Annotated in this window: 22 protein-coding genes, 3 tRNA genes and 2 pseudogenes; 14 read left to right on the top strand and 13 right to left on the bottom strand. The window is 42.9% G+C overall.

Features of this window, described 5'->3' with window-relative positions:
* Nucleotides 1-15: 15 nt before the first annotated feature.
* Complete coding sequence (locus NSP_RS01470; protein ID WP_006198278.1) at nt 16-1,551, bottom strand: phytoene desaturase family protein; 1,536 nt, start codon at nt 1,549-1,551, stop codon at nt 16-18.
* 102 nt (nt 1,552-1,653) lie between these two features.
* Between NSP_RS01470 and NSP_RS01465 the strand changes: the two genes are divergently transcribed.
* On the top strand, nt 1,654-2,574 hold the full coding sequence (locus tag NSP_RS01465; protein WP_006198279.1) for a ribonuclease D: 921 nt from the start codon (nt 1,654-1,656) through the stop codon (nt 2,572-2,574).
* A gap of 476 nt (nt 2,575-3,050) precedes the next feature.
* On the top strand, nt 3,051-3,893 hold the full coding sequence (locus tag NSP_RS01460) for a tetratricopeptide repeat protein (RefSeq protein ID WP_017803741.1): 843 nt from the start codon (nt 3,051-3,053) through the stop codon (nt 3,891-3,893).
* 8 nt (nt 3,894-3,901) lie between these two features.
* Here NSP_RS01460 and NSP_RS01455 read toward each other — a convergent pair whose 3' ends face one another.
* On the bottom strand, nt 3,902-4,246 hold the full coding sequence (locus tag NSP_RS01455; RefSeq protein WP_006199200.1) for a hypothetical protein: 345 nt from the start codon (nt 4,244-4,246) through the stop codon (nt 3,902-3,904).
* 286 nt (nt 4,247-4,532) lie between these two features.
* Between NSP_RS01455 and NSP_RS01450 the strand changes: the two genes are divergently transcribed.
* From NSP_RS01450 to NSP_RS01440, 3 genes are all read left to right on the top strand, one after another.
* Complete coding sequence (locus tag NSP_RS01450) at nt 4,533-5,387, top strand: DMT family transporter (protein WP_306424059.1); 855 nt, start codon at nt 4,533-4,535, stop codon at nt 5,385-5,387.
* Between the two features lie 268 nt (nt 5,388-5,655).
* The gene (locus NSP_RS01445; RefSeq protein WP_006199202.1) at nt 5,656-5,976 is read left to right on the top strand and encodes a hypothetical protein; all 321 of its coding nucleotides are present in this window, start codon (nt 5,656-5,658) and stop codon (nt 5,974-5,976) included.
* Between the two features lie 425 nt (nt 5,977-6,401).
* Nucleotides 6,402-7,307 (top strand): ATP-grasp domain-containing protein, encoded by a 906-nt coding sequence (locus NSP_RS01440; RefSeq protein ID WP_006199203.1) that lies wholly within the window; start codon nt 6,402-6,404, stop codon nt 7,305-7,307.
* Nucleotides 7,308-7,462: 155 nt separating this feature from the next.
* Here NSP_RS01440 and hpsU read toward each other — a convergent pair whose 3' ends face one another.
* The 4 genes from hpsU to NSP_RS27135 all read right to left on the bottom strand — a co-directional run bounded on the left by hpsU (nt 7,463) and on the right by NSP_RS27135 (nt 9,981).
* Nucleotides 7,463-8,026: a hormogonium polysaccharide biosynthesis acetyltransferase HpsU gene (hpsU, locus tag NSP_RS01435; RefSeq protein ID WP_017803739.1), complete on the bottom strand. Its 564-nt coding sequence runs from the start codon at nt 8,024-8,026 to the stop codon at nt 7,463-7,465.
* Nucleotides 8,027-8,064: 38 nt separating this feature from the next.
* Nucleotides 8,065-8,997 carry a glycosyltransferase family 2 protein gene (locus tag NSP_RS01430; RefSeq protein WP_006199171.1) on the bottom strand — a complete coding sequence of 311 codons (933 nt, stop codon included), beginning with the start codon at nt 8,995-8,997 and terminating at the stop codon, nt 8,065-8,067.
* A 61-nt stretch (nt 8,998-9,058) separates the two neighbouring features.
* Nucleotides 9,059-9,862 (bottom strand): hypothetical protein, encoded by an 804-nt coding sequence (locus tag NSP_RS01425; RefSeq protein WP_006199172.1) that lies wholly within the window; start codon nt 9,860-9,862, stop codon nt 9,059-9,061.
* Complete coding sequence (locus tag NSP_RS27135) at nt 9,859-9,981, bottom strand: hypothetical protein (protein WP_269454107.1); 123 nt, start codon at nt 9,979-9,981, stop codon at nt 9,859-9,861. Before NSP_RS27135 ends, NSP_RS01425 begins: the two co-directional genes overlap by 4 nt.
* Before the next feature lie 451 nt (nt 9,982-10,432).
* Between NSP_RS27135 and cobU the strand changes: the two genes are divergently transcribed.
* The 3 genes from cobU to NSP_RS01410 all read left to right on the top strand — a co-directional run bounded on the left by cobU (nt 10,433) and on the right by NSP_RS01410 (nt 11,978).
* A complete protein-coding gene (gene cobU, locus NSP_RS01420; protein WP_006199173.1) occupies nt 10,433-10,987 on the top strand; it encodes a bifunctional adenosylcobinamide kinase/adenosylcobinamide-phosphate guanylyltransferase in 555 nt (184 codons plus the stop codon).
* A gap of 51 nt (nt 10,988-11,038) precedes the next feature.
* On the top strand, nt 11,039-11,476 hold the full coding sequence (locus NSP_RS01415; RefSeq protein ID WP_006199174.1) for a hypothetical protein: 438 nt from the start codon (nt 11,039-11,041) through the stop codon (nt 11,474-11,476).
* Between the two features lie 262 nt (nt 11,477-11,738).
* A complete protein-coding gene (locus NSP_RS01410) occupies nt 11,739-11,978 on the top strand; it encodes a hypothetical protein (RefSeq protein WP_231859519.1) in 240 nt (79 codons plus the stop codon).
* Between the two features lie 3 nt (nt 11,979-11,981).
* Here NSP_RS01410 and NSP_RS01405 read toward each other — a convergent pair whose 3' ends face one another.
* Together NSP_RS01405 and NSP_RS01400 are read right to left on the bottom strand one after the other, a co-directional pair.
* Nucleotides 11,982-12,767, bottom strand: coding sequence for a TrmH family RNA methyltransferase (locus NSP_RS01405; protein ID WP_006199176.1), 786 nt, complete (start codon nt 12,765-12,767; stop codon nt 11,982-11,984).
* A 32-nt stretch (nt 12,768-12,799) separates the two neighbouring features.
* Nucleotides 12,800-12,880: transfer RNA gene (locus NSP_RS01400), tRNA-Leu, on the bottom strand.
* 284 nt (nt 12,881-13,164) lie between these two features.
* Between NSP_RS01400 and murA the strand changes: the two genes are divergently transcribed.
* From murA to NSP_RS01375, 5 genes are all read left to right on the top strand, one after another.
* Entirely contained in the window at nt 13,165-14,544 is a 1,380-nt protein-coding gene (gene murA / locus NSP_RS01395) for a UDP-N-acetylglucosamine 1-carboxyvinyltransferase (RefSeq protein ID WP_071839261.1), read from the top strand.
* A 162-nt stretch (nt 14,545-14,706) separates the two neighbouring features.
* Nucleotides 14,707-15,582, top strand: coding sequence for a M48 family metallopeptidase (locus NSP_RS01390; RefSeq protein WP_017803737.1), 876 nt, complete (start codon nt 14,707-14,709; stop codon nt 15,580-15,582).
* Nucleotides 15,583-15,882: 300 nt separating this feature from the next.
* Nucleotides 15,883-15,966 (top strand) — tRNA-Leu (locus NSP_RS01385).
* Between the two features lie 68 nt (nt 15,967-16,034).
* Entirely contained in the window at nt 16,035-16,295 is a 261-nt protein-coding gene (locus NSP_RS01380; protein ID WP_017803736.1) for a hypothetical protein, read from the top strand.
* A gap of 79 nt (nt 16,296-16,374) precedes the next feature.
* Nucleotides 16,375-16,446: transfer RNA gene (locus NSP_RS01375), tRNA-Gln, on the top strand.
* Between the two features lie 259 nt (nt 16,447-16,705).
* Here the strand turns inward: NSP_RS01375 and NSP_RS01370 are convergent.
* A complete protein-coding gene (locus NSP_RS01370; protein WP_006199096.1) occupies nt 16,706-17,182 on the bottom strand; it encodes a hypothetical protein in 477 nt (158 codons plus the stop codon).
* A gap of 244 nt (nt 17,183-17,426) precedes the next feature.
* On the opposite strand from NSP_RS01370, the gene NSP_RS01365 reads away from it, so the two are divergent.
* Nucleotides 17,427-18,743, top strand: a complete 1,317-nt coding sequence (locus NSP_RS01365) for a hypothetical protein (RefSeq protein ID WP_006199095.1) — start codon at nt 17,427-17,429, stop codon at nt 18,741-18,743.
* A gap of 183 nt (nt 18,744-18,926) precedes the next feature.
* On the opposite strand, the gene NSP_RS01360 is transcribed toward NSP_RS01365, so the two are convergent.
* The 4 genes and pseudogenes from NSP_RS01360 to NSP_RS27440 all read right to left on the bottom strand — a co-directional run.
* Entirely contained in the window at nt 18,927-21,503 is a 2,577-nt protein-coding gene (locus tag NSP_RS01360) for a polynucleotide kinase-phosphatase (protein WP_006199094.1), read from the bottom strand.
* Nucleotides 21,500-22,883 (bottom strand): annotated as a pseudogene (locus NSP_RS01355) (3' terminal RNA ribose 2'-O-methyltransferase Hen1). Before NSP_RS01355 ends, NSP_RS01360 begins: the two are co-directional and overlap by 4 nt.
* Before the next feature lie 157 nt (nt 22,884-23,040).
* Entirely contained in the window at nt 23,041-23,457 is a 417-nt protein-coding gene (locus NSP_RS01350) for a zinc ribbon domain-containing protein (RefSeq protein WP_017803734.1), read from the bottom strand.
* A pseudogene (locus NSP_RS27440) lies at nt 23,430-23,640 on the bottom strand (RNA-guided endonuclease TnpB family protein); the annotation flags it as partial. The pseudogene NSP_RS27440 and the gene NSP_RS01350, both read right to left, overlap by 28 nt.

Here is a 23,640-nt window from a genome sequence, read left to right as displayed (position 1 = left end):
TCTTTAATCTGACTGTTAGCCTTTTGGTAAAATTACATCACCTGATAATTTTTGATATAAACTTGCTCCCGTCCAAAATGTTGGCGCAAATCCTGGATAGCCAGATGAGGCGTTACAAAAGTAGAGATTTTTTAAAGATGTTTGGTAATTGAGTCTACCAATACCCATATTGCCAGGTGTGAGATTTGAACCATAGGAATTTCCTTTAGGACACCAACAATATCTTTCATTAGTGGTAGGACTTCCAGTGATTTTAAAGTCAAGATGATTTCTAATATTCGGAATATAATGCTTTTCGACAACATCTAAAATGGCATCTAAAATTTCGGCTTTTTTCTGTCTATAAGCCTTGACATCGGTATCTTTAAGCTGTTTAAAATAATCATAATTAGCAACTGTCAAAAACTCGATGATTTGGCATCCTTCTGGACTGTCTGGCTGCTCTGTCATTAAAGAAGGTGTAGTAATGGCAAAACTAGGCTGAGAAAAATCATTTTTTTCATACATCTGATAAAATGCTTCATTCAAGTCTTGATGACTGGTATGAAAGACATTCCATTTTCCAAATCCGTAGTCACGCAAATCAATATCTTTGACAACGCAGTAAGCCATGAAATTTGAAGGGGAATATTCATAATTAAGCTTCTGGCGGACTTTTCTGGAAAACTTTTCTACTCCAATCATCTGGGCAGCTTTTTGAGGATCTATATTACAGATAATGTTTTCGCCAGTGAATTCACGGCTTTGATGGGTGATTCTATTAATCGCCTTAACTTTAGTGACAGTTTTGTTAATAACTTGAAAATCAGTTACTTCCTGATTTAGCAGAATTTCGCCGCCGTTATCTTCAATTACCTTGACTAATGAATTGATGACATGATCAAAGTGCTGTTCGGGGTAGAATGCGCCTTGTTGATATCCGGTAAATAAAATTACCCAAGCGTAAAAAGAAACTTGATTTGGAGGTAATAAAAAATCAGGCCATTGCAATGCTAAGAGGGTTTGCGCTGCTGGCGGTAATTTGAATTTGTCGAACACATCTTGCAGCGTACTGTTGAGATACATTACAGCACTGGATACTTCACCGAAATGTGCGAATATTTCCGCCGGAATCATTGGCGGTGATAATTTCTTGATTCCTTGACTGGTTTTTTGCACTTCCCAGACAAATTTACGTATTTGTTCAGCATTTTGGGGAAAAAGTTCAGATAGTCGCCGAATTAACTCTGCGGGTTCGGAGGGAATATTTAATGAGTAACCAGGCATTCTCATATGATCAAAACCGTTAGGATCATATCGAGTAAAGGTGACATCTTGATCCAAGTTGAGTTTTTTCAAGACACGATTCACTGTATGTCCTTCGCCACAATCCCAAACATAATGTAATTGGGCGTTGAATTTATATTTTTTTGCCATCGTGAAGGTGTGGCCAAATCCCCCCGGATGTTCATGCGCTTCCAATATTTGAACTTTATGGCCAGATTTTGCCATCAGTGAGCCAAATACCAATGCTGACAAGCCACTACCTAAGATGAGATAATCTGTTTTCATGCGTATATCAACCGCTCAAGGTATCAGCGTGGATATGCAAAATGTTAATTTGGAAAACCGTGATTAACTTTATCTTACTCAACTATCAGGAAATATTCGCTCATGCCATACTTAAATTCTGCTAGTAATATTCGTGCCAAAGTCGCTGAATATACCAATGCCAAGACTTTGTGGATTGATACAGAAGTGGCTGATTATAAATCTCGTAATCCTCGACTGTCACTGATTCAGGTATTAGATGATCCTACAGATATGAGTGGCGATCGCGTCAACCTTTTAGATGTGCTGAATCAGCCTGATGTGGTGGGTGAGTTTATTGAGCAAATCATGATTAATCCTGAGATTGAGAAGGTATTTCACAATGCCAATTATGATTTAAAGTTTCTGGGTAAGAAGAGAGCGAAAAATATCACTTGTACTTTAGAAATAGCTCAGAAAATACCCTACTATATTTTACCATTACCTAATTATCAACTGAAAACTTTAGCTACTGCACTGTGCAGATTTAATTATATTGATAAACAGGAACAAAGTAGTGATTGGGGGAGAAGACCTTTAACTGAAGGGCAGATAGAATATGCTTATTTAGATTGTATTTATCTGGCTCAAGTACATTTGCAGTTATTAGAATTACAAGTAGCAAGTAACCCAGACCCCAAAACAGAAGATTTAACCGCTCTGGATGCCAGATATTCAGAATTGTCAGAAAATTGGCAGTTATTAAAGTCAGAATTTGAGCATTTACAAGAACGCTTTAAAAAAGCGATGCAGGCTCAAAATGTCATGGAAACTTCTGTTTGTAAGTTAATTAGTTATGAGCGTCAAACTGTAAAAGTGCCATTGACAGAATTAGTTAAACTGCTACAAAACCAAGATGTGAGTTTAGATTTCCCCATTACATTGACTCAGAAAATGCAAAAAGATTTAGGTGATAATTTGGAGAAATTAGCTGTAGATATTGACACAACGACATCTTGGCGACTGTCTACCAAGAATCAAGAAAATGAAGATACGCAGGAGTGAAGCTGCGAAATAGTCAAATTGACTATTTAGATTGAGTGAATGTTGAGCAGGAAGTTTAAATAATATTAAATTTTGATTTCTCAAGCGAATTGTGCATAAAGTATAAGGAAAAACATAAAAATCCCATATAGTTGCCTAAAATATAATTCACATAACAAACATAGAAATTATCCAGGTAAAACATACCTATGTAGAATACTGAATTAAGAACTGGCAAATATAATTGAAATTAAGAGATAGGAGGTATAGACTTTCCGGAAGTAGTGAAGTACAAAGTCATCTGTGTTCATCTGTGGTTAATAAACTCTTATAGCCTAAAAAAGTGATAAGAGGCGTAAGAATTGAAACAAACAAAGAAATAAACAAATTAGGCGTAAAATCACAAAATAATGGAGTTAAAACCAATTTTGTGTTAGTGCATGAACTAAATTTAGTGCTAATTGTAATCCAGGTGTAATGACGGTTTAGGGTAACTTATGAAACTGCGGATATTTGAGCAAGAGCAGGAGAAAGTTAAAAGAAGATTGACGATAGCTGTAGTTACCGCATTGAGTGCAATTACCAGCTTTTCTTGTAGTCAAAACCAAGATGTCTTGGTAACAGAAATAGGTGTTAGTCCTCCTAGCAGTCGGATAGCGCAAACATCCCCAGCAGGTAATCTCTATGTTCAGGGGAAGAATCAGCACTTTCAAGGTGATTTGCAAGGAGCGATCGCTACTTATACTAAAGTGATTGATGTCGATCCAAATTATGCGACCGCCTATAAGAGCCGGGGACTAGCTTACTTTGATGCTGGAGACAAGCAAAGGGCGATCGCTGATTACAATCAAGCGATTAATCTTGCTCCTGACGATGCCGAAGCCTACAATAATCGCGGAAATGCTCTGTCTTCTCTAGGAGAGAACCAACGGGCGATCGCTGACTATAACCAAGCCATTCGCCTCGCGCCTCGCTACGCTGAAGCCTACAATAATCGCGGAAATGCTCGCGCCGCCCAAAAAGACAATAACGGGGCGCTAGATGACTATAACCAAGCCATTAGCCTCGATTCTCGCTATGCCATTGCTTACAATAATCGTGGCAATGCTCGCGCGGCTCAAGGAGATAGACAGGAGGCGATCGCCGATTACAATCAAGCCATTCGCCTCAATTCCACTTTTGGCCCCGCCTACAATAACCGAGGAAATGCTCGTGCGGCTCAGGGAGACAGAGAAGGCGCGCTTCAAGATTTGGAAAGAGCCGCAACCATTTTTCAAGAACAAAATAGCAATGATTTATATCAGCAAGTCATGAATAATATGAGAGAAATCGGGCAGTAACCGCTTCTTTATTTACTGAATAAAGACTCAAATTCGGCTTGCAATGAAGTCATATCTGCCAGCCGCGCCACGAGTATATTCTCATTACCAGCATCAATTAAACGGACTTTCCAATAACGAATACTTTCGGCGTTGTTTAACCAAAACTTCACTACAGTCTCTCGGACTTGTTCAGTATTCCAACCCCATTTAACTGGTAAGGGTTCTATAGATTCTAATACAGCATCTAATGTACATTTGTGGGTGCTGAGATATTCTACCGCACCTCCACTTGGTTGGTTGATGGTCTGTTGTTGATGGTTGAAAAATTGCCAAGTAGGAGATACGCCTACAATGTCAAAAGTGTATTTCATTCCAGTCCTCCCAAGGATTCATGAGTTGTGTGGATCATCAAGATTCGGCTGACGAACTGTAGCCAAACAGCATTTGAGACTAGCTCAAAAAGTAATTGATTTGGCTATAACATAGATTCATTTGTGTTTAGTGAAATTAGCACTCTCCCTATTAGAGTGCTAGAATATATTCAGGTATTTATTGTATTATTAAAGAGTTTTGAGCAATATTTAAAGGGTAAATGATATTTTTAATAATTCTTTAACAAATGCCACAGGTGAATTAGCGGCTTTAGCGGCTGCTGGTTTGTGGGCGATCGCCTCGGTGGTATATGGTATTGTGGGGCAGCATATTCCGCCGCTACGACTGAATTTTCTGAAGGGAATAGTGGCCATCGCCCTGCTAATTTTCACCATTTTGCTCACAGGGGAATCCTTACCCACCTCCGCCCCCCAGTCTATTTTGCTACTGTGCTTGAGCGGGGTGATCGGTATTAGCTGGGGTGATACGGCTTTTCTAGGGGCGATTAATTACTTAGGCGCACGTCGTGTTTTACTTCTGGGTACTCTTGCGCCTCCCATAACTGCGATCGCCGCGATGATTTGGCTTCAGGAAACTTTAAATATCTGGGCTTGGTGTGGAATTTTCATCACAATTTTAGGAGTGGCTTGGGTAGTCACAGAACGAGTTCCTGGTAGCAGCGACGATTCCCCCGCGCACCTATGGCGAGGTATCGGCTTGGGCTTATTAGCGGCGATCGCCAATGCCATCGGTACAGTTATCTCTCGCGTAGCATTTACTACTGGCAGCATGACATCTCTCTGGGCGGCATTATTGCGCTTGGGTGCAGCCGAATTGATACTCTTGGCGTGGATGTGCTTACCCAAGCATCAGGCGCAAGCATTACCATCTCCCTACAGACAATCTATGCGAGTGATTTTTGCTACTTGCTTTGCCGCTTTTTGTGGGACTTATTTGGGGATTTGGCTACAACAAACAGCAATTAAATTCACGGCCGCGGGAATTGCTTCCACCTTGTTACAGACTAGCCCCCTGTTTGTGATTCCGATTGCTATCTGCATGGGGGAAAAAGTCAGTTGGCGAGCCATAGCTGGTGTCATAATTGCCATCATCGGCATTGCATTGTTATTTTTTTCCTAGCACATCGTGACACTGAACTTACCTGAATTTACAAGAACTTCTTAACCTGTGTATTTTTTTAAAATTATGATTGCTCTTCAACTTTTCTGTGCAACAATCGAATACAATAAAAAATTATACACCGAGAAAACTTAATTGTTGAAGATGAGCAAAACCAAATAGAACCGATGTTTTTAGAAGCTGAGAGTTTTAGCCTTGGTATTTAATGATCTTCAGATAGTTGGGTTTTTTCTTCCTTCGATATTTATGTTCACAGGAGAATAAAAAAATGAAGCATCCTTTTGATTTAGAAATTACAGAACTACAATCCCTGAATTTAGAGTTTCAAGAAGTGACCGATAAAGAAGCTGCTGAAATTACAGGTGGACTTACCTTTACCTTCACATTTGATCTAGGTGCAAACGGTGGCGGCTTCCCTAACCCAAGTCCATCATCATTTCAGATACCTGCATCATCATTTCAGATACCTCCCTTCACTATAGGTGGAAACGGTGGCGGTGGCCAAGCGACTACCTTAGCTGTAGGTGAAGAAGGTGGCGACGTGACTACCTTAGCTGTAGGTGAAGAAGGTGGCGATACGATAGGTTGATTATTTAGAAAACTCAAGTCAACTACCAAAATTAGCTAGCTTTCGGCGAAGCAGCTGAGTTTATTTGTTCTTAGAGGATGTTTGTAAAGTATCGATTATTACTAGCCCTGGCGACTAGAAGTCGCGGCTACACAAACTAAACCCGCCTGCGCGGGTTACAAACCTTGATTTTTCATCAGTCCACGCAGGTGGACTTGGCCTGTGTAGTAGCGAATTATATTCGCCCAAAACTTTTAAAACATCCTCTTAGTCCGCCCAGGCGGACTTTATTTGTTCAAGTATCCAATGCACAAGATTTATCAGATGAAAATGTGTAGTTTATTGACTTGTAAAATACTGTATTTTGGCTGAATAATTTTCACACATCTTCTTATGACAGTGATCTAATTTTGTTGTAAATAATTATCAAAAAATTTTATCGACCCATGAATATTTTAATTTTAGGCAATTCTCAAGATGTTCATGCAGTTGCTATTAAGCAGGCGATTACAGCAGCAGGTGCAACAGCAAATTATTTAGATACATCACTTTTTCCGCAACATTTGAAATTATCTTGGCAGCCAGGAACACCAACAGGGTGTTTGATTTTACCTTCAGGACATTCATTAGAAATTACAGATATACACAGTGTCTATTGGCGCACTTTTTTTGGGGTAGCTGTGCCATCTTTGCCAGATCAACATCAACAGATAGTTGCTACTAATGATTCAATGGGCGCTCTGCGTTCTCTCATGCAAGCTTGTCCGGCTCGGTGGGTAAATTCCTGGCAAGCTTATCAACTTCATAAAGAGAAACCTTTACAATTAAATATGGTAAAAAATATAGGAGTGACAATTCCCAAGACACTAATTAGTAATGATAAAGACCAAATTATTGAATTTACTAATTATCTAGATCAAGCTATTTTTAAGCCTGTTTATGGAGGCGCACATACTAAAAAATTGACCCCAGAACATTTAGACTCAAAACGATTAGATTTAGTCTTGAGGATTTCTCCAGTGACAATACAGGAATATATTCCAGGTACTAATATTCGTAGTTATGTAATTGGCCATTCCATCTATAGTGCGGAAATTCGCTCTAGGCAATTAGATTTTCGGGAAGATACTCAATCTGAGTTAATACCAGTAAAGTTACCTGCTGCTGTTGAGCAACAATGTTTAAAGATTGCTCAGATATTGATGCTAGAATGGACAGCCATCGATTGGCGTTTAAAACCAAATGGAGAATATATTTTTCTGGAAGCCAATCCTAGTCCCATGTTTTTGCACTTTGAGAAACAAACAGGTTTCCCCATAACTCAAAAATTAGTTGAGCTATTAATGAAGTAGCTTTGAGATTGTGAAGCAGCAAAACAGATATGATCACACAAAGAAGCTCCCCAAAGGTTAGTATAGCTGCATTGCGCCCGGCGTAAATCAATATAGATAAGAATAATGAACCGGCGAGCAATCAAGATGTTTAATTGTTTAATTTTTGCTATTTGCTAATTTTTCAGCCTAGCATATTGAGGAGAACAAGGACTTCCCCAACACACCTGTCCTGGTGGCATATCAGTAAAAACACTACTACGAGCGCCAATCACGGCGTTAGAACCAATTTTTACTCCTGTACTCACAAAACAATCTGCTGCTACCCACACCCCATTACCAATGATAATACTTCCTGTTTTCAACCCAAAGGCAGGATCTTGAATATCATGAGTACCAGTACAAAGGTAACTTTTATGTGAAATTACGCAGTGTTCACCGATGCGAATTTCATCGAGACTGTAGAAGACTACATCATCACCAATCCAACTGTAGTCGCCAATGGTAACTTTCCAAGGGTAGGTAAAACGGGCTGTAGGTCTAATTAAGACATTTTTGCCAATTTTCGCGCCAAATAATCGTAATATAGTAGAACGCCAACTATTGCAAGAATGAGGAGTCAGGGGAAAAGCGATCGCCTGCACAAACCACCATAAGAAAATATACCAGCCTGGCCGCCCCCGATCAAACCAGGATTGGTCATACTTACGTAAATCTACGAAAGATTCATCATTAATCATTAGTTATTAGTCATTGGTCATTGGTCATGAGAAACAGGTTATTGTTTCTTATTTGTGGATAGTAAGCCTTGAATAGCTGCATTTAAATAACCTATTTGCCCATAAGCATATACAAGGTTGTCAAAACGTTCTGCCGGATTGGCATAATATTTTAATGCCTTGTATAAACCCCGCAACAATCGCTCGCTACCCCGTTGTAACTGACCCATATCGGCTTGATCGGCCAGTTGTTCACGATAGCACTCACTAATACCCTGCCACCAGCCGCGATTTAAGAACCAGGAGCGTTTGAGGCGTTCGGGAGCGACATTGTGAGCCACTAAGGCTTGGGGAAGGTATGCAACTTGCCAACCACGCTGGAGGGCAAATTCTGTCATTTGCAGTTCTTCGTTAGATAGTAAGTTTTTTCCGACTCGACCGAGATGAGGGTCAAAACCCTCTATTTCCTCCAGAAAACTGCGGCGTAGGGAGTAATTCAAGCCTCTAGGGGTTAAACCTGGCTGCTGAATGTATATCATGCGATCGCCTAAATCGTATGCTCCTAAATTCCCAGCTAACCCAGGAGATAGCCAGTGTGGTGGTTCGATGTTGGGCGGCCATAAAAGAGTAACTTTGCCACCAGCGATCGCCAGTTGAGAGTTATGCTCATAGGCAGCAGACAAAACTTGCAGCCAGGAAACACTAGCTACAGCATCATCATCTAAATAAGCCAAAATCTCCCCACTCGCAACTCTTGCGCCAGTATTGCGGGCTACAGATAAACCAATGGTAGGTTCAAAGACATATTTAACACGGGGATTCCCCAGTCTTTGTTCTACAACTTCACGAGTGCGATCGCTAGACCCATTATCCACAACCACAACTTCAAACTCAGCCGAAAAATCCTGTGCCAACAAACTATCAATCGCCGCGCCTAAGTAGGTATCACGATTGTGAGTACAGATGATGGCAGAGATTTGGTTATCTGGCATAGGATAGATTTTCAATTCAGTAATTTGTCAACTTGAGTAAAATTTCGTTTTCAGGTTCTACTCAAACCTGTTGAATATTACTGTGTAAGACTACCAGAGTTTCTGCCAATTGACTCAGGCGGGTTTCTAGATACTGCTTGCGCCCCAATAGTTGGCGTAATTTTTGGTGACGAGCGATCGCCATACTCACAATCGGTAATTGCTCTGATGGACAAGGACGTGACCAGACTTGACCAGAAGCATCCAAACCACAAAGGCGATAACCAGCACGAGTGGATTCCTCAGATACTTTCTGATTATTTGTTGTACAAATTTCTTCCACATAGTCCATCAGGTGGACAACTTCCCCATGTCGGAGTGTAGAAGTTCCTCCCTGTCCTGGTTCTTTGAGATTGGATTCTAACCAGCCATTAACAATCGGACCTTCTAAGTAAATATCCTGAAGTTGCTGCAAGATCGTTTGTAATTCTACCTGCCAACCGGCGATATGTTGCTGAATTTCTTGCAATATATTCATTGCTAATGCCGGATTAGCCCCGTGACGATGGCTACTGAAGCTAGGATTTTTGAATTTGGGTAGGCTGGGTGTTTTACCACCAATTTCTTGTGCGGGAAAGGTTTGCACAGAGTCATGCTGAAGAAATAAATTGGGATTACCAGAATCATAATTTGGCGATTCTGTAGTGACTTCCTCAGTCTGTTTTGCCGATGAGCTATCATCTGCACTGGCTGTTGATTCAGTTGCTCCCACGCTAATTCTAAAGGAAAAAGACGACTTTAAGGAATCACCCGCATCACTAGGGGCAGTGCTACGATGCCCTAAATCATGTAAAGTTGCCTCAATACGTTTTAAACCTGTTTTCATAAGACCTCACGGTATGCGGGAAACTCAGTCACGAAGCGTGCTGAGAGGGAAGCGGCACGAGCGACTTTAGTCGCAGTCCCCTTGCGGGGTGTGGTAAATAGAGGAACAGTATTTACCATCTTCTCTGTATGCCGAGAATTGCCTTGCTGTTCCAGTAATGTTAGCTTTGACCTGTTATCAGAGCTTGTTAGGCTTGCAACACTGTAACTGTTACCTTAGAACTGTTTAATCACAAGCGACAGAGCAGGGGACTAGCTACGCATCCACAGGGTGTCGTGACTCAAATAACGGCTACCCTAGCCGGGAGCTATGCCGTAGGCTTTACGACTGCGCTCAGGGTGGTCTGGTCAGTACGGCTTGCTTGATTACTCTTACAAGCCCAGTCCCTTTAGGGCTGGGTTACTGACAAACATATCCTCAAACGTGTTATCCCCACTGTTGAATAATTCAGCATGGGGTGGTTAGATTGATCGCTTGAGCCAATTTTGGCATAAATGATAATGATGGCGCTAATTTTATTTTGTGAACGTTATTAGCAACAAATAATAGCAGTGATAGAAGGATACAGCTTTGGGTAAAGTTATTTTAGTCACCGGACCAGCAAGGTCTGGTAAAAGTGAATGGGCAGAAACTCTGGCAATACAGTCCGGAAAAACTGTTGTTTATGTAGCCACAGCAACGGAAAATCCAGCCGATACCGAATGGCAAAAACGTATTCAAGAACACCAAAAACGTCGCCCTTCAGATTGGCTAACGCTTTTAGTCCCTGTGCAATTATCGGACACTCTGGCTGATGCCAAGCCAAATACCTGCCTTTTAGTTGATTCTTTGGGTACTTGGGTAGCTAATCTTTTGGAACAAGATCAGGATACCTGGAAAAATACTCAGGCTGAGTTCTTAGAAACTGTGGAACTGGTAGCAGCTGATCTGGTATTTGTGGCGGAAGAAACAGGTTGGGGCGTAATTCCAGCTTATCCTCTGGGTCGCCTGTTCCGCGATCGCTTGGGTTCTCTCATCCGCCAGTTAGGTGCTATTTGTCAACCTGTTTATTTAGTCACTGGCGGTCATGTTCTCAATCTCAGCGTTTTGGGGACACCATTACCCAGTTCTCAAAATTTAATTTAAAATTAAGTATTCCAACTGAAAAATCTCCGGTAAAAAATTTAAAATTGTGATATGGCAACCAAACAAGAAGTTAAAGAGTATCTTGCCTACTGGTTTCAGTTGGGTAAGAAAGTCGTAGTTGGCAATGGTAAGGCAACCTTTTTGCCCCAACCAGTTTTGAAAGGCGATCGCTATAGTGTAGAATTTGAAGAATGTTGGCAAACAATTCTCTCCCACACCACAGGTGACTGTTACCTGGAGGGTACTGATGAAACCATTCGCGAACTACTCACACCAGCTTGGGAAGTGACCGCTTGTGGTCGTTGTGAAATGCCAGTCCCCATGCGAAGCCTTGGTATGCCGGCTTTGTTATGTCCTTGCAACGATTTACCTAACTGGCCTAACACCGAACTACCAGCGCCACGTTCCCCCATTAGTAACCAAGAGCAACTAATGGTAATTAGAGAACGGCTTCAGAATGCTCATAATATTTCCCCAACAAACACCTAGGGGCGGGTTTACCAATATCCCGCTTAATCATGAATGATATCTGTGAACCCGCCCTCATCATATTTCCACTAATAGCTAAAGTCCATTTTAATGCGACTTAACTTGCCGTCCGCATATTTAATGTATAGACTTGATACAGTATCATTGGCTTTTTGCAGCTAAACGAAATTTAAAGTTATAAATCATACAAAATTTACATCTATAGAAATAGCCATCAAGATTACGCTACCAAATCAGGATTTTTACATCAATAATGATCATTATGGAGCAAAATCAGCACAAACAGGGTCACGGCGCAGATCAAGAGTTGCAGAAATCTTTAGAGTATTTAGATAATATCTTACAAGAAAGTGCCACTGAAGATGAAGCGAAACCAAAACTTGCTCATAGCAGTAGAAATCAAGCCGAACTCATTGAAGATTTAACAGATATTGATTTAGCAGAGTTAGAGGATGCTGTTGCTGATATTGAAGAATATCTTGACAAAAAAGAGCAAAAATAGGATCTACGAATTATGAATTATTTGCCGTTGAGCTTCATACATCATTAAAGCAGCTGCGATCGCCACATTCAAAGATTCTACTCCTGAACTCAGAGGTATTTTCACCTGCTTGTCTGCCATGCTAGCTAAATCTGGCGACAAACCAGCCCCTTCATTACCCAGTAAAATTAAACTGGGTTTTCGCCAGTCTACATCCCAGTAAGTTAAATTTGCCGTGGGTAAAGTTGCTACTACCTGCATTCCGGCTTGCTGACTTTGCTGTATTGTCGCTTTCAAATCTTGACTAACTGCTGTAGCGACGCGAAACCACTGACCCGCAGAAGCCCGTAAAACTTTAGGACTATCTAAATCTACACTATCGTCACTCAGCCATAACCCCGTTGCACCAGTAGCCGCAGCCGTGCGAATTATAGTCCCTAGATTACCAGGATCTTGGATAGTTTCCAAGGCTAGAACTAAACCAGTAAAAGGGACTTGAGTTTGATTAATCGCCCTTTGGGCTGTAGCAACTACACCATCTGGTTGGACTGTGGTGGCGATCGCTGCTAAAATTTCCTTACTAACAATTTCCACCCTGTCACTGTGGCTACAAGCTGCTTCCCAGAGTTCCGGGTGAGCTGTTTGCCATTCTGGAGTACAACACACTGTCACCAGGGGATAATTCACCACACAAGCCTCTTGCAACAGGTGTGTTCCTTCCAGTAAACACAATTGCTGCTTGTGACGCTCCTTAGTAGAGTGCAGCTTGCGAATTTGTTTGACTAAAGAGTTTTGTAGACTTGTTAACACAATGACGATTTGGAATTAAACCCAAATTAATATGCGGAACCCGGGACTTGAACCCGGAAGCCTTGCGGCACTAGAACCTGAATCTAGCGCGTCTGCCATTCCGCCAGTTCCGCTTGCATCGATTTGTATCGACAATTTATTACTATTACTTAAATATTTATCTTTGTCAAGTGCGATCGCGAAATAATTCTGTTATCTTTCTTATATTTTTATCCAGATAAAAATATAAAATCTCCATAAGCCTTGCGACAGCTTGATTACAGACTTTAATTCTTATCTAAATCCCAAATTATTTATACAAGATGTCAGACAAAATGTAGACAAACCAACTCTTTACTGTAGAATCAAAACCAACTTATAAGCTATAAAATTATGTATTGTTTTTGGAGGTAGGCTTATTAATCCTTCTAGCAGTTTACCAGATGCCAAGCTTTCTCCCGAAGCAGACTCCTCAGTCTTGCAAATCTGGGGTGGGCATCCTTTGCGAGGTCATGTAAAAATCAGTGGTGCTAAAAATTCCGCACTGGTAATCATGGCTGGCTCCTTGCTGTGTTCAGGTGATTGTCGCATCCGCAACGTTCCCTTATTGGCGGACGTAGAGCGGATGAGTCAGGTTTTATCAGCGTTAGGTGTTCGCCTCACAAGACAAGGCGACATTTTAGATATCAACGCCAGCGAAATTACCACATCAAAAGCTCCCTACGAACTAGTTACCCAATTACGAGCAAGTTTTTTTGCCATTGGGGCAATATTAGCCCGGCTAGGAACCGCACAAATGCCATTACCCGGTGGTTGTGCCATCGGAGCCAGGCCAGTTGATTTGCACGTCCGAGGACTGCAAGCGATGGGCGCTGAAGTGCAGATTGAACATGGCATTTGTAATGCTTATGTTCCAGGTAGTAATGGCAGACTACAAGGAGCCAAAATCTACCTAGATAGCCCCAGTGTAGGAGCAACGGAAACTTTAATGATGGCCGCCACCCTCGCAGATGGTGAAACCATTATAGAGAACGCTGCACGGGAGCCGGAAGTAGTTGATTTGGCGAATTTCTGTAACGCGATGGGAGCCAAAATTCAGGGTGCAGGCAGCAGTCAGATTACAATCTTGGGTGTTCCCAAATTGCATTCTGTTGACTACAGCATTATTCCTGACCGCATTGAGGCGGGAACTTTCTTAGTTGCTGGAGCTATCACTCGTTCAGAAATTAGTCTGTCGCCAGTGTTACCAAACCATTTAATTGCAGTAATTGCTAAACTGCGAGAAATTGGTTTAACCATCATTGAGGATGCACCAGACTGTTTACGTATCCTGCCCGCAGAAACTCTCAGAGCTAGGGACATTGACACCTTACCTCATCCGGGTTTTCCCACAGATATGCAAGCCCCATTTATGACCTTACTGAGTGTGGCAGACGGTGACAGCTTAATCAACGAAGCCGTCTTTGAAAATCGCCTGCGTCATGCCTCCGAGTTGAATCGCTTGGGAGCAGACATTCGCGTTAAAGGCAATGTCGCCTTCGTCCGGGGAGTGCCGAAGTTATCGGGCGCACCAGTCATCGGCACAGATTTACGGGCATCGGCAGCCTTAGTTTTAGCAGGCTTGGCTGCTGAAGGAGAAACGACATTTCAGGGATTACACCATCTTGATCGCGGCTATGATCGAATTGATCTGAAATTACAGCAACTAGGAGCAAAAATCCTGCGCGTTGGCGATGTGCCAGCCGATACAGAATTAACTTCTAATAGCAGTATTCCCCCAGCGTCGATTTCGACTTAGATAGGGGAGTAGGGAGTGGGGAGTGGGGAGTAGGGACTAAGATTTTCTACTCAGCACTCTCTTGTACAGACGCAATTTATCGCGTCTCTCCTCATGACTCAGCACTCGTTATACTGAAATAGGGGAAGCTGTTGATATTTTGTTTTTCCAGCTTGCTATATCATGTCCTTGTTTAAAACTCCGCTCATCGGTTTAAAAGCTGACTCCTTTCGTCATCCATTAGACCTACAAGCCACCACATCTCTCAAGCAGATTCCAGGTCTGGATATGATGGTGCGAAATTGGCTCGGTCCAATGGCAGAACAGGTTTTTTATGTCGAAAATATTGCCGCCAGTGTGCTAGTTGGTGAAAAACAACTGCCTGATTTACACAAATTATTGTTAGAAGCCTGCAAAATTCTGGATATAGAGCCTCCCCAGTTATATATCCGCCAACATCCGGCTCCTAATGCCTATACTTTTGCTATGCGGGGTAAGCAACCTTTTATTGTGATGCATACCTCCTTAGTTGATATGCTCACACCAGAGGAAATACAGGCCGTAATTGCCCATGAGTTAGGGCATCTCAAATGTGACCACAGCGTTTATTTAACACCTGTAAATATATTGGTGTTAGCAGCTTCAATTGTACCCAACGTTGGGACATTTCTGGCTCAAGCCATACAGGCGCAGTTATTGGAATGGGTACGCTGTGCTGAGTTTACCTGCGATCGCGCCGCATTGCTAGCCACCCAAGACCCCAAAGTGGTGATGTCGGTCTTAATGAAGTTAGCCGGTGGTTCACCTATCCTCGCCCCACAACTTAACTTAGATGCCTTCGTTGACCAAGCTCGTGCTTACGATGATATTAGTAAAACCGAACTGGGTGAAATGGCCAAAGAAGCTCGCACATCCCAATTAAGTCATCCAGTCCCAGTCCTACGCGCTAGAGAAATTGACCGTTGGTCTAGCAGCACAGAATATCAATCTCTATTGCAAGGTGATGCTCTCAAGTCTAAAAATGAAATTGCATCCCAAGGTAGATGGCGCAATTGGTAGCTTTGCCTTTGCTCCTCCAGTCGCCTGCATTACGGCCGAACACCCAACCCACCGCAATAATTAATTAAATAACATCCAAATGTGGTTTTTGACACTCTCCCCTCTCCTTACTAAGGAGAGGGGCTGGGGGTGAGGTTCTATATTTTATTAAATCCGCATTCCTTCGTCTTGCAAGATTCCGAGAGCTAAACACACCTCATTTCCGACATTTCACCGATAAAATCAGATAGTTTCACAAAATTTTTTTATTTACTTGTTGCAATTTAATTAAATAGGCTATACTATTAAAGTTACACCCAAGGGCGGGTGGCGAAATTGGTAGACGCACCACACTCAAAATGTGGCGGCCTTGCGGTCATAGGAGTTCGATTCTCCTCCTGCCCACTTTAAACAATATTGAAAGTATATGTTAGATTTGACATATACTCTCTAACCTAAGAGTAATCAAAACCATGCAAATTAAAAGATGGGAGTCTCCCCGTAGACAAGGCAGAAACGATAAAGGCAGAGGCGGTTCAGCAAGAACACGGCAACTCAAAAAGCAAAGACAGATGTTACGTCAACGGCTAAAAGAAGCGAACAAACCAAACAACAACAAAAACTATGGACAGGGGGAAGAATTTTTTCTTCCCCCTTTTTTTGTCCCTGATGTACACAGAAGTAGACCTAGAGCGAGTTTCCAGCCACAGAAAGCAGATGCAAATCAGCATTGAAAATATTTTTCCTAAAAATATGCTCAAGGTACTTGACATTACACTGGGAGAAGATGCTATATTGATTCAAGTCAATCGATGGGGCGTAGCCAAGTGGTAAGGCAGCGGGTTTTGGTCCCGCCATCCCTAGGTTCGAATCCTAGCGCCCCAGTATATTAAGGAGTAGAGTAATCTGCTCCTTCTTTTTTGTATTTACAGCAGGTTTCATTGAGAAAAAGTACAGATAAATCTGTGTTCAGGGAACACCCGAAAATAAATTATCCCCAATTGCGGGATAGGCATACTTCGACAAGCTCAGTACAAGTCTTGCCCGTCCTTGGTGATGATCTGAATTATGTTTGTGTTCTAGCTATTAACTATAACTTCCGTGTCTTGTTTAAGAATCTCACCTTCTACAATTTCGACATTCATTAGTCAGGAGATTTCAAAGCTTGATCCAAAACTTCCCGTGCGTGTTCGGCTTTAGCTCGTGCTTCCTGGTAACGCAAATTAGCCTGAGCGAAGTTTTTTAAGACTTTAAAACCTTCCTTGAGACGAGCAATTTCTTCTTCAGTTACTGAATTATCTGAAAACAGAACATCCACAGCCTGACGAATTTCTAGTGCATCAGCCCGTGATTCCTGCACCTTCAGTTTGAGTGTAGCCAGATTATTTAAAATCTGAACAGCTTGTGTAATGCCGTCCTCGCCACTGGGAGAATCGTTAGCCGGTTCCTTGACTTCAATTAATTGTTGGGGGCCGAAACCCTCTTCTAGTTCCGTGGGAAGCTTACCAGCATCCATCAATTCCATCAGCTGATCCATCGCTTTCTCACGGGCTTTGGCTGAATCTTTTCCAGAAACAGTGAGCAGAATTTCTGGGCTTTGAGCGAGAGTATACTGAACCATATTGAAAACTGCCAAATTGCTGATGAACCAAGCCAAGCGGCATAATTATAACATGAAGGAATGGTCATTGGTCATTGGTCATTAGTCATTGGTCATTAGTCATTGGGAGGTTACTGTCTTCTCCCCACACCTCCCACACCTCCCACACCTCCCCACTCCCTACTCCCCACTCCCTACTCCCTAGTTAAAATAAAACTTTATACTTAAGAAAGATTAAACTAAATTTTAACAGGAGGGAAGAGTAGTGACTCCCAATCCCACCATCATGCAAGCTGTAGAAAAACTGGGCTACCGAGTTACCGTCGGTGATGTGTCAAGTCAGGCTGGCTTGAATCTCGCCGAGGCTGGACAAGGGTTATTGGCTCTAGCTTCTGATGCTGGCGGACATTTACAAGTAGCGGAAACAGGTGATATTGTTTACGAATTTCCGCGAAATTTCCGCGATGTTTTACGTAATAAATACTTTCAGATGCGGTTGCGGGAATGGTGGAAAAAGGTCTGGGAAGTCCTTTTTTACCTGATTCGGATTTCTTTTGCTATTTTCTTAATTCTTTCTATTGTCCTCATAACTATTACCATCTTTATCATTGTTACTGCCTCCAACTCAGACCGGGACGGTAACAGTAGGGGTAGCAGTTCTAGGGGTGGGGGGTTATTCTTTTTCCCATTCCCGGATTTATTTTGGTATTTTAGCCCCAATTATCGCGATCGCCAACAAGAACGGCAATACCAAAGACACCAACAAACCAGCCAAGAAAGCAATATGAATTTCTTTGAGGCTGTATTTTCGTTTTTGTTTGGTGATGGTAATCCTAATGCCAATTTAGAAGAACGCCGATGGCAAGAAATTGGGGCTGTGATTCGGAATAATCAGGGTGCAGTAGTAGCAGAACAAATTGCACCGTATTTGGATAATCTTGGTGAAAGTTATACACAAGACTATGAAGATTATATGCTGCCGGTGCTGATTCGATTTAATGGGCAACCAGAAGTAAGTCCTGAAGGGCAGATTGTCTATTATTTCCCAGAGTTGCAAGTCAAAGCAACTAAGACACTTCATCACTCAGTTCCAATGCACCTGGAAGAATATCCTTGGCGTTTTAGTGCGGCGAGTTCAGGACAGATTATGCTGTCGGCTGGTTTGGGTGTACTCAACTTTGTGGCGGCTTTAATATTAGGAGGTTTGATAGCCGATGGTACAGCAGCTGCCCAATTAGGGGGATTAGTCGCTTTTGTCGAAGGGATTTATTGGCTGTTGTTGGGTTATGGCGCAGGTTTCTTGGGTGTGCCGTTAGTGCGTTATTTTTGGATTCAATGGCGGAATAAAAAGATTGCTGCACGTAACCGCGATCGCCTTTCCCGATCTAGACTATTAACAAACCCAGATGACACTTTACTGCGAAAAATTGACTACGCACAGCAGTTTGCTACAGAAAAAGTCATCGGTAGTGAAGATTTAGTATATTCCAGTGAAACCGACTTAATCGATCAAGAAATTGACCGTTCTGCACAAATTGATGCGGAATGGCAAAGACGGTTAAAGGAGGGGAGTGGGGAATAGTCCGTGGGGAGTGGGGAGTTACTTCGACTACGCTCAGTAACCGGGGGAGTAGGGAGTAGTCCGTGGGGAGCAGGGGGAAAGAGGATTTTGCAGTTTTTGTACAGATGCACATAAGGCGTAACTAATTAGGCGGATATGATATGAGGGGTAATGGGGAGTATGTCAAGAGCAGTATTCCGTCTATTAAAGTCGTGGATCGACGGGTTCGCTTTCCAAGGCCAGAATACCGAAAACACATTCATGCACGCGGCGCAGAGGGGTGAGGGCGACGAATCGCTCCAATGCTTCAACACCCAAAGCAAACTCGCCCATAGCCAGAGAACGCTTGTGATATAAGCCCCGTTGGCGCAGACGTTGCAGATTCTCTGGAGTGGAATATTCAGGGCCATAGATAATCCGCAAATATTCTTGTCCGCGACATTTCACCGCAGGTTGGACAATACCGCGACTACCTCGAACGATAAAGTCTATAGGCTTGACAACCATTCCTTCACCTCCGACTTTGGTCAGTTTTTCCCACCAATAAATCCCCTCGGCTTGACTGCTGGGGTCAGTCAAATCTATCACTTTATAGGCAGTAGCTAGGAGCAAGGAGGGGTCTTGTTGGCAGATTTTGGCAATTTCCTCTATATGCCAGCGATGGTCTTTATCGATATGGACGGCGGCTTCTGTTGCGAGGATGTGGAAAGGAGCTAACCTTAATCCAGAAATATCAGTGACAGACCAGCAGTATTGGCGGTAGGCACTGACGTACTGATTTGCCATCTCTGCACGTTGTTGGTAATGATTAAGTTGGGTACTGATGTCTACGCCGCGATCGCTTGCTTGTTGTAAACAGGTAACAGTATCATTAAGAGCAACGCGTGATGCTACTCCCACAGGTGCATACTGTTGTCGGAGCAGCCCCTGTGCTTTGGCTGACCACGGCATCAATTCACAGTCTAGACATACCCAGTCGGTTTGAAATTCTGACCAAAACCCGCTCTGGGAAAGGGCAAGATTTACCCGCGCCAAAAGTTCTGTTTCTAATGCTGAATCATCGAAAAACCTCCGTCCCGTGCGCGTATAGCAGATGCCGATACCTTCATTTACGACACCAAATCGTTTCTCGGCTGCTGCTACATCTCGGCAAATAATCACAACCGCCCGCGAACCCATGTGTTTTTCTTCGCATACTACTTGTGTAATTTCCGCATTTTGGTAGTAGGTGAAGGCTTGGGCTGGATGTTCCAAAAATCCTGGTAATTGCGATGTTTCTACGGGGGACATAGTGGGGGGTAAATAAATCAGCCATTTGGGATTGGTAGCAAAACGGCTGATCACTTCTAAAGCTGCGATCGCATTTTCTTCCCGAATGGTAATATTAGACTTCAGTCGAGTGTTGATGAGCCGCTTACCCAAAACGTCTTCAATATACAAGACATCATCCAATTCCTGTTGAGATGTGCGTGTTGCGGTGTTCTGTACCAAAGGTTTCATCGGTTCACAGTAGACGCGGGCAGCAGGGATGCTCACCAGTTCCTTTTCTGGATAGCGGAGGGCAGTAAGTTTGCCGCCAAAGACGCAGCCTGTATCGATATCAATAGTGTTATTCAGCCATTCGGCTTCTGGCACAGGGGTATGTCCGTAGACCACCATTGCTTCACCCCGATACTCTCCTGCCCAGTTGTAGCGCACGGGTAAACCAAATTCATCAATTTCGCCAGTGCTTTCGCCGTAAAGAGCAAACTCGCGCACAGCACCAGATCCCCGTCCTTGCATTTCCTGTTTCATCCCTGCGTGAGCCACCACTAAGCGCCCATTGTCTAAGAGGTAGTGACTGATTAAGGAATCCAGAAACTTTTGCAGTTCTGTCGTGAAAGGTTCGCGCACCTCATCGGGTAAAGCCTCAATTTCAGTCAAGGTTTGCTCTAACCCATGATTAACTCGGACATTTTTACCGCGTAGTTTCCGCAATAGTTTGTTTTCATGATTACCAGGAACGCAGAGAGCCGTACCTGCGTCAACCATGTTTCGCACTAATTTAACTGTATCTAAGATCCGCGTCCCTCGGTCTACCAAATCACCGAGAAATACAGCTTTGCGTCCTTCGGGATGGCAGTAGATGGGGTAGTCCCAAAGTCCAGGAGATAATTCTGACCTTTTTTGATAGCCTAACTGTTGAAGTAATATTTCGAGTTCATCACAACAGCCGTGAATATCCCCAATGATATCAAAGGGGCCATGTTCGTGTTTGAGGTTGTTCCAAAGGGGCTGGCGTTCGATTTCAATGGATTCAATGACTTCTAAAGATTTGAGAGTGTAGACATAGCGAAAGCCTTCCTTTTCTAAACCGCGCAGAGAACGCCGTAACATTTGGGTATGACGACGCACTACATGGGAACCAAACTGGCGATCGCTTCTTTGTTGGTTACGTTCGTGGCATAATTCTTCTGGTAGATCGAGGACGATGGCGATCGCAAAGCAATGATACTGTCGTGCCATTTGCAGTAAGGGTTTGCGGTCTTCCATCTGCACATTGGTAGCATCAATTACTGTGAGTTTACCTGCTGCCAGGCGCTTCTGGGCAATGAAGTGCAGCACTTCAAAGGCATCTTTAGTTGCAGATTGGTTATTTTCCTCATTTGACACCAACCCCCGACAAAAGTCGGAAGACAGCACCTCAAAAGGTTGAAAGTGTTTATGGGCAAAGGTCGATTTACCGGAACCAGAAGCACCAATGAGGACAATTAGGGATAGTTCAGGAATAGTCAGCTTCATCTTTTAAATACCGCCATTTGTGTAGGTGAACCGACTTCTGGATCTTCCGTTCCTATCGGTTGAAATTCCACAGTGTAACCAAAGCCTGCTGCTACTTGGTTTGCCCAGTTTTGAAATTGCGATCGCGTCCATTCAAAGCGGTGGTCTTGATGTCGCAGTTTTCCAGGCGGGAGGTTCTCAAATTTGATGTTGTATTCAATATTGGGCGTTGTTACCAGCACCGTTTTCGGTTGGGCAAACTCGAACAAAACCCGCTCAAATGCTCCCAGTCGCGGCAAATCAAGATGCTCAATCACCTCAATTACCGTCGCCGCATCATAGCCACTAAAGCGGTTATCCTGGTAAGTGAGTGAGCCTTGAATCAGTTGTACGCGTTCCCACTGGTTGCGGGGAAGACGCAGACTTTCTAATCGTTCTTGGGCAATTTCTAGCGCCCTGTAGGAAACATCCACGCCTGTAATCTGGTCAAAAAAGCCGTCTTTGACAAGTCTTTTGACGAGATTGCCTTGACCACAGCCTAAATCAATCACTCGTTTGGCATTGCTTTGTTTTAAAGCCGCAATCACCCCATCCAATCGCTGCTGATTCAGACTAATCGGCTTTTCGACCGCCGCTTCTTCTTTAGCATGACTTTCTTCAGCGCTATCGAGATCGGGATGATCTGACTCTACTAGTTGAGCTAAGGCTAGACGAGTTAAGCGTTGCTGTCGTTTCAGGTAACGCCTGGTAATTTGTTCTCGCGCTGGATGGGTAGTTAACCAACCTTCACCATGACGTAGTAACTTTTCGATTTCTTCATCGCCTACCCAGTAATGCTTATCGTCATCCAACACCGGAATTAGGACGTAGAGATGACTTAACAAATCACTCAAAGGTAAGGTATGCTGAAGTTCGACGGTAAAGTATTGGCTCTGCCCCCAATCGGGGAATTTCTCATCTAAAATATGACCTGCGGCACTGACAATATAGCCCAACGGCTCAAATAATTGCCGCAGAAACTCTTCACCACCGCGACAAGGTAAAACCGAGAGTTTTGCTACCAAAGGAATGGGGGTTTGTGCTAATTCTGGTAAGTCTTGGCAGCGACCACCTAAAGCCGTGCTAAACACTTGAGCGATCGCTACACTCAAAAAAAGAAGAAGCAACATAAGGGCGATCGCTTACATATTGTTCTAGCCTTGCACCACGTCCCCGCACCAAATTCACAGGATCAACATCCAACAACAACGCCGCCGTACATCGCTCTACACTAGCTTCTGGGTAGAAGACGTGCGCCTTTCCAAAACTTAGGGCAAAAGACTGAAAACGGTCTGGGTGTTTATGCAACAGGTAGCCTAACTCCGTTGCTGGGGAATGTGTCGTTGTGATTGTCAGCAGCATTTATTCACTTGTACAAAGATTTAGGGATACGAAATAATTAATGGTTATTTAGCACAAATTGACACAGTAGTTTTCTTTTGTTAGCAAAACTTTTGATTTTGCTTTTTCAGAAAGCTTTTGTAGTAAATGTAATATTGAGTTTTGATACTCCCCAGCCCTAAAGGGACGGGGATTCTTGAAGAGTCCACAAACGGATCTTCAAAGGCGCTATCAATTCGCCGCTACTGATTCCACTGAGATTAAATCCCAGTTTTACCGCTACTTTTCTTAAAATATTGGCAGCCCCATTCGCATCTGCATTTATTTTTAGTCCGCTAGAAGCCTGATACAAACCACGACTAACTCTTCTTCCTGACGCTTTCCACCCTTCTGGTTTGGAACCAAATACAGGTAGAAAATCGCCATCAACGTAGGATGCTTTAGAAGTGTAAGATTCTTCCGTTTCTATAAACTTGATGCCATATTGCTTACATAATTGGGCAATACGGTCTTTTAATCGTGCAGTAGGTATTTGGACAAATTTCTGATTAGTTTTTGAACCCAGATTTATCTCTTGTCTGTGTCCTTGTTCCAACCAAATACAATACTACCAATCTGAAATTCTAAACAATGGTTGACTACAATTCTTGCTGCTTTATTTACTGCATCTCTAACTTGTCTGTTACGTTTCTCGGTTATACCACCTAATTGTTTACTCCAGAATCCTTGGGGTTGATTCTTTTTAAGGACTGATACCCGTTTGTTGTACCATTGATTT

Source organism: Nodularia spumigena CCY9414 (genome assembly GCF_000340565.2).
GTDB classification, from domain to species: domain Bacteria; phylum Cyanobacteriota; class Cyanobacteriia; order Cyanobacteriales; family Nostocaceae; genus Nodularia; species Nodularia spumigena.
This window is presented reverse-complemented; position numbering and strand designations above follow the sequence as displayed.

What these genes read in the sequence shown, in the direction of transcription:
- NSP_RS01470 (WP_006198278.1), bottom strand. Translation starts at nt 1,551, where the DNA reads ATGAAAACAGATTATCTCATCTTAGGTAGTGGCTTGTCAGCATTGGTA.
- NSP_RS01465 (WP_006198279.1), top strand. Translation starts at nt 1,654, where the DNA reads ATGCCATACTTAAATTCTGCTAGTAATATTCGTGCCAAAGTCGCTGAA.
- NSP_RS01460 (WP_017803741.1), top strand. Translation starts at nt 3,051, where the DNA reads ATGAAACTGCGGATATTTGAGCAAGAGCAGGAGAAAGTTAAAAGAAGA.
- NSP_RS01455 (WP_006199200.1), bottom strand. Translation starts at nt 4,246, where the DNA reads ATGAAATACACTTTTGACATTGTAGGCGTATCTCCTACTTGGCAATTT.
- NSP_RS01445 (WP_006199202.1), top strand. Translation starts at nt 5,656, where the DNA reads ATGAAGCATCCTTTTGATTTAGAAATTACAGAACTACAATCCCTGAAT.
- NSP_RS01440 (WP_006199203.1), top strand. Translation starts at nt 6,402, where the DNA reads ATGAATATTTTAATTTTAGGCAATTCTCAAGATGTTCATGCAGTTGCT.
- hpsU (WP_017803739.1), bottom strand. Translation starts at nt 8,026, where the DNA reads ATGATTAATGATGAATCTTTCGTAGATTTACGTAAGTATGACCAATCC.
- NSP_RS01430 (WP_006199171.1), bottom strand. Translation starts at nt 8,997, where the DNA reads ATGCCAGATAACCAAATCTCTGCCATCATCTGTACTCACAATCGTGAT.
- NSP_RS01425 (WP_006199172.1), bottom strand. Translation starts at nt 9,862, where the DNA reads ATGAAAACAGGTTTAAAACGTATTGAGGCAACTTTACATGATTTAGGG.
- NSP_RS27135 (WP_269454107.1), bottom strand. Translation starts at nt 9,981, where the DNA reads ATGGTAAATACTGTTCCTCTATTTACCACACCCCGCAAGGGGACTGCG.
- NSP_RS01415 (WP_006199174.1), top strand. Translation starts at nt 11,039, where the DNA reads ATGGCAACCAAACAAGAAGTTAAAGAGTATCTTGCCTACTGGTTTCAG.
- NSP_RS01410 (WP_231859519.1), top strand. Translation starts at nt 11,739, where the DNA reads ATGGAGCAAAATCAGCACAAACAGGGTCACGGCGCAGATCAAGAGTTG.
- NSP_RS01390 (WP_017803737.1), top strand. Translation starts at nt 14,707, where the DNA reads ATGTCCTTGTTTAAAACTCCGCTCATCGGTTTAAAAGCTGACTCCTTT.
- NSP_RS01380 (WP_017803736.1), top strand. Translation starts at nt 16,035, where the DNA reads ATGCAAATTAAAAGATGGGAGTCTCCCCGTAGACAAGGCAGAAACGAT.
- NSP_RS01370 (WP_006199096.1), bottom strand. Translation starts at nt 17,182, where the DNA reads ATGGTTCAGTATACTCTCGCTCAAAGCCCAGAAATTCTGCTCACTGTT.
- NSP_RS01360 (WP_006199094.1), bottom strand. Translation starts at nt 21,503, where the DNA reads ATGAAGCTGACTATTCCTGAACTATCCCTAATTGTCCTCATTGGTGCT.